Genomic DNA, 5047 nt, shown 5'->3' with positions numbered 1-5047 from the left:
GACTCTGTGTAAGACAGTACATGGTTTTTTAACTGTGGTATGCGACGGTGGTGGAAGCAGAAACTTAAATCGTGAGGTTTAGGAATCGCCGCACTTTTAGGGCGGCGAGGATGTCAAGAATGCTGACTTTGTATATAGACAATTCTCAAAAACCGATGCTCTAAGGGAGCATCTCACCTTTGTAACCCCTAAATCAGGTTTTTATGTCAAGCTATTTTGAAAGCCTTGCTAGAAACCAGTTTTATGGATAAGTATAATTACTCACTTGCATAAATGAGATGCTCCCGTTTACATGAGAAAACGCTATGAGCAACCCTGAATTTTCCCTTGATATGCCTCTTAAAGAGCGACAAGAGAAATTTATGCAAATGTCCGATGAGAATATTGATTATTCAGATATTCCTCCCCTAGATGATGAATTTTTCAAGAATGCTAAACTGGTCAAACCAAATCCACAAACAGAGCAAATTAGTATCAGGTTGGATTCAGAAATCCTTGGGTGGTTTAGGAATCATGCTCAAGAAAAGAGCTATCACGACCTAATTAATGATGTATTACTAATCTACGTCAAACATCAATCGCAATAGCCGATTATCTACCGAGTAAAGAACCTCAAGAAGCGGTTATAAATGGCAATGATTACAAGCTCAATTGCAGTGGTTGCCTAAATTAAACCTCAAATGTCGGAGTTTTTTCGGCTCTTCTCGACTTTGTGTGATAATTTTTGCTTATGAAATCGTGAAATGTTTACTGGGAAAGACTTTTAGGACTATTTGGTTAAATAAACTATCAGTATAGACCTCGTTTCCACACAGAAACCAGAAGAGCCGTTTTTTCAAACTCCGAAACACCTTATATGCTACAATTCACAAGCCGCAGCGAGAGAAACTTCATCATTAGGTAAATAATAGTCGTCCTTTTGGTTCAGGAATGATTCGTTCTAGTTGTTTGGCAGTTTCAATCCATTCTTGAATAACAAGTTCAGCATTTTGTACAGCTTCTTGATAGGTTTCTCCATCTGCCATACATCCTGCTAATTCTGGAACTTCAACAATAAAAGCTTGATCTTCCTCACTCCAATAAATAATTAATTCATAGCGAATTTTCATCTTTCCCTCCTAATTTATATTTTAAAATTAGATTACGAATTTGTTTGATTTGATAAGTTATGTAGGTTGGGTTGAACAGAGTGAAACCCAACAATTATAGGCTTTGTGTTGGGTTTCGTGCCTCAACCCAACCTACTACTACTGAACCAGAGAACAAAGAATCATCATAACATTATTGATCATCGGGCAAAGCTAAAATTTCATCCCCAATTAAATCAGGTAAATTTTCGGTATGAACGTGCAAGTGAGTAATTGAGCCTATTAATTCTGCCAAAATATCCCCTTTTTGGTCATCAGTTAGGCTTGGTAATTTAAGCTGACTTAGTAAGAATAAAACCGCCTCGCATTCTTCACCTAATTCAGATAATAGAGTGGCCAAGGTAGAGTTGACTTTCAAGGGTTTTTCAGTGTTTGAAATCATTGCTTATTTTCCTCTGTTTAATCGCTTTTCTGCTCTAGATAAACTTTTTTCTAAACCTTTAATTTCTCTTTCTCAGTAATTAATTAAGTTTTCATCGGGGGATTCTTTTTGTTCCTCATTGGCAATTTTTTGATGATGGATCAGAATTTGATAACGAATGCTTTCAACAGATTTACGAAATTTCTTTTTTGACAAGTATTTACTCCTAACTTGCGCTGGTTAATAAACCATAGATTAAGTACCTAAGCAAAATTAATTACACATATCTAACCACCTCTTGTCTCTTGCCTCTTGCCTATCTTCACTAGGAAATTAATTTTGCGCGACTACTTATGTAGGGGAAAATGGCATTTACCCTCCTGGGGTGACGGTGACAGGTATCGAATCGCGGAACCCCTGATAACCTCGTGTTGAACCCCTGTAGGATCGGAGTTTGAAAAAACTGCGAAACGCTTTATATGCTACAATTCACAAGCCGCAACGCGAGAGGATACCCCATCTCCCAAATACTTCCACATCCCCCCCATCCCACAGCGGCGTTCGAGTGCCCGCGTTAGGCAGGTGTCCTTTGGGTGCTGATGATGGTGCGTTTGTACTCCATGTTAAATCGGAATAAGTTTTCCAGTTTCCGTTGACTCGCCAGCCTACTGCGTCCCCAAAACGTTGCCACGCTTCATCATTATAGTCGCCGATCGAGTTGCCTGTCTGCTTGTAGATAGCCAATTGTACGGAAAAGCCAAACTGGCCACCGGAAGCCGCTAACCACTCCCGATCAATCATCCGCAAATCCTCACAGGAAAACTTCTCGGCGGATTTGCTGTCTATCCATCCTTCTTCTTCTCGTTTAGCGGCCGCCAGCATTAAATCCCGGGTTTTTATATCCGCTTCTTTCCATTTCTTTTGTTGCAGGAGTTCTCGTAGCGTTGTATAGTCCACGCCAGTGGTTGAGGAGATGAGGGTCGATCGTGGTTGGGTAGGTGGTGTTGGTTGTGGCGTAACCACGGGCGATGGGGTAACAGGGGGAGGACTGAACGGAGGAGGCGATACCGCGACGGATTGCTGTGGATTGAGATAAAACTCACCCCCTTCTAAATTCCCTTCTGTCCAAGGTTGTTGGACTGCGTTTGTTTTTTCCTTAACTGATGTGCTGACCCGCCGAAACATCAACTGCACATCTATATTAGGTTTCTTGATATTTTCCAGTAATGCCGAAGTAAAGGGAGAATTGCGCTGTCCTACCCCATCTGCCGCCGTATTTCCTTCCCTCGTCGCGTAGGCAATAATAATGCCACTGGGAGGAGAAACAGCCGTCAATCCCCGAACATTGCTACCCCGACGGCTCGATCGCCACCGCCGATAAAACGGATTATCCCGACAGGCATCAATAATAATAATATTGACCTGATTTCTAGCTTCTTCCATTGCATTCAGCACCTTACCCAATGCGACCGCCTCATAACGGGCATCTTTCTCATTCAGGAGTTGTGCCTTGAGGGGAATTAAATAATTCTCTCCTTCTACCTGTACCCCATGTCCCGCATAATAAAAGACACCCACGCCACCCTTACGCAATTGTCGGCTGAAATCGTTGATCGCTGTCTCCATCGATCGCAAATCCTGATTTTGCAACAACGTCACCTCAAAATCCAACTCCCGTAACGCCTTCGCCATATCCGTCGCATCATTGACAGGATTAGATAATGCGCCTTCCTCATAGTTCGCATTGCCAATCACCAAAGCTACTCTGGGTTGTTTTTGAGCGATTAACCGAGTATTAATCCCCTTCAATTGCCCTTGCAGAGATGGCGAGCTTAAGCCCGCATCCTTCGCCAAAACAAAGGTTTTAGGGGTAGTATTAGCGGCAAATCCCGCAAAAGCAATGACGGTTAAACCAGTAGCAACAGAGAAAAAAATCGGTTTCAGAGGCAACATAGAACAAACTCAGCGATTTTTAAACTCAATAACAACTTACTCAATTTCTCCTATGTGAATCGTCATTTTTGCTGACGAATTCAAGAGAATCTTTTTCACTCCGTGGGGTTTATTCTGGGTGTCTTCTAACAATCGTTCTCGCCCTTGAGGACTCATGGTTGCTAGGTTGATCGTCCCTTGTCTGGGAGGATTTCCTAGCTTCAATGCTTGAAGGGGCAAATCTGGCAGTATTTTACTTCCTCGGAACCTAATCGGCAGAGGCTTTCCTGTACTCCAGACATCTCCCTCAAAAGCGATCGCCTGAACTTGTGTCAACGGAACCTTTTCCGAATAACCCCCGGCCGAAAGCGTCAAACTTGTTTGATTAAAAGCCGTTAATTGCCCCGTCAGAGAAGCCCCCTGTTTCCTCGTCACCGTCGCCTTATCCGGCACCGCCACCTCCAACACCGTCCCCTGACTGCGCGCGGAACCCTGCCATCCCGCCCAATGCCCCTCATTCGCCACACCCAGCCACAGCAAAGCCAAAACGCTCCCCTGCAAAATAGTCTTCTTCACCGGATTAACCTCTCTATATCCAGATAAATAAGAAATGATAGAATCCTAACACCTCTTTTCTGCGCTCACAACTAGGCTGTTTGTCATGGCTGAACCCCAGACTACCACCGAATACAATCCCCTCGGCAAACTCCTCGGCGTGCTGGCATTGTTAGCCGCCGGCCTGTACTTTACTGGATGGACTTATCGCTGGACTTACTTCAGCTTCTTTCAACTCAAAGTCACCACCCTTAACCTACCCGGCGAATCCTTTTATCTTGCCGCCTTTCAAACCTTTTTCGGGGAACCCCTCGCCTTCCTGAGAACCATTCTCGTTTTGGGTGTGACAGTCTTCGCTATTCTCGTCACCTTGCACTGGGGTCAAAAATGGGGCAGTAAATACCTACGAAGATTGCCCTTTACTTTTAATGAAGCCCAGACAAAGATTCTTAACTTTTTCGCCTCTCTGCTGAATGAGCTAATTATCGTCCTCTTTATCCTCACGGCCCTCTTTTGGCTGGCCCGTTGGCAAGCCCAAGCGGATGCTTGGAAAGATGCCGTCAACGAAACCTCTTCACTGCCCGTCGTCACCCTTCTGATGTCTAAAAATGCCCCTTTAGGACGCAAACTCGATAACCCCCTCGATAACCCGACTGACTTGCGGATCATCGGCGATCGCAAAGCCTACGATCGCCTCCTTGGTGAAGAACTCACCGACCTCAGCGACCCCAACAAACCCAGAGTTTGGCGACTTCTTCTCAAAGGAGACGGTTATGCCTATATTTTCCCCGCCTTACCGAAAAAAGATTCCAGGTTGACCATTCCCGTGGCGATCGTTTATGAAAAAGATAATGGTGTTCAGCTAACCATTCTCAATGCTTCCCCGTCTCCACAGTAAAATAGGCAATGCTCACCGCTCAACTAAACTTACTCAAACTTACTTAAAAGCCTGAAAGCTTAGTCATTCGTAGTGGGTCAAGCACTACAGGATTAAACGGCAAACCCTTTATTCCCTGGTCAATGACATCAGGAATTACTTTTCTAATGATGT

General features: G+C 44.1%; 7 protein-coding genes. 2 read left to right on the top strand and 5 right to left on the bottom strand.

Translation table 11 applies throughout. The features are described from left to right. The first annotated feature begins 305 nt into the window (after window positions 1-305). Window positions 306-587: a BrnA antitoxin family protein gene (locus IM500_RS16500; RefSeq protein ID WP_190718980.1), complete on the top strand. Its 282-nt coding sequence runs from the start codon at window positions 306-308 to the stop codon at window positions 585-587. A gap of 309 nt (window positions 588-896) precedes the next feature. Here IM500_RS16500 and IM500_RS16495 read toward each other — a convergent pair whose 3' ends face one another. The 5 genes from IM500_RS16495 to IM500_RS16475 all read right to left on the bottom strand — a co-directional run bounded on the left by IM500_RS16495 (window position 897) and on the right by IM500_RS16475 (window position 4017). Further along, window positions 897-1109, bottom strand: coding sequence for a type II toxin-antitoxin system HicB family antitoxin (locus IM500_RS16495; protein ID WP_002765615.1), 213 nt, complete (start codon window positions 1107-1109; stop codon window positions 897-899). A gap of 172 nt (window positions 1110-1281) precedes the next feature. After that, complete coding sequence (locus tag IM500_RS16490) at window positions 1282-1530, bottom strand: hypothetical protein (protein WP_002745417.1); 249 nt, start codon at window positions 1528-1530, stop codon at window positions 1282-1284. Window positions 1531-1602: 72 nt separating this feature from the next. Beyond that, a complete protein-coding gene (locus IM500_RS16485; RefSeq protein ID WP_255520686.1) occupies window positions 1603-1725 on the bottom strand; it encodes a hypothetical protein in 123 nt (40 codons plus the stop codon). 273 nt (window positions 1726-1998) lie between these two features. Then, complete coding sequence (locus IM500_RS16480; protein WP_287739028.1) at window positions 1999-3462, bottom strand: caspase family protein; 1464 nt, start codon at window positions 3460-3462, stop codon at window positions 1999-2001. Between the two features lie 36 nt (window positions 3463-3498). Continuing rightward, a complete protein-coding gene (locus IM500_RS16475) occupies window positions 3499-4017 on the bottom strand; it encodes a hypothetical protein (RefSeq protein ID WP_287739026.1) in 519 nt (172 codons plus the stop codon). 85 nt (window positions 4018-4102) lie between these two features. On the opposite strand from IM500_RS16475, the gene IM500_RS16470 reads away from it, so the two are divergent. Next, window positions 4103-4894, top strand: a complete 792-nt coding sequence (locus IM500_RS16470) for a hypothetical protein (protein ID WP_287233519.1) — start codon at window positions 4103-4105, stop codon at window positions 4892-4894. Window positions 4895-5047 lie beyond the last annotated feature (153 nt).

Origin of the sequence: Microcystis sp. M179S2, assembly GCF_020245805.1 — a bacterium.
GTDB lineage: Bacteria > Cyanobacteriota > Cyanobacteriia > Cyanobacteriales > Microcystaceae > Microcystis > Microcystis aeruginosa.
This window is presented reverse-complemented; position numbering and strand designations above follow the sequence as displayed.

Bases quoted from the DNA above. Each gene is read 5' to 3' on its own strand.
- IM500_RS16500 (WP_190718980.1), top strand. From the start codon at position 306: ATGAGCAACCCTGAATTTTCCCTTGATATGCCTCTTAAAGAGCGACAA.
- IM500_RS16495 (WP_002765615.1), bottom strand. From the start codon at position 1,109: ATGAAAATTCGCTATGAATTAATTATTTATTGGAGTGAGGAAGATCAA.
- IM500_RS16490 (WP_002745417.1), bottom strand. From the start codon at position 1,530: ATGATTTCAAACACTGAAAAACCCTTGAAAGTCAACTCTACCTTGGCC.
- IM500_RS16480 (WP_287739028.1), bottom strand. From the start codon at position 3,462: ATGTTGCCTCTGAAACCGATTTTTTTCTCTGTTGCTACTGGTTTAACC.
- IM500_RS16470 (WP_287233519.1), top strand. From the start codon at position 4,103: ATGGCTGAACCCCAGACTACCACCGAATACAATCCCCTCGGCAAACTC.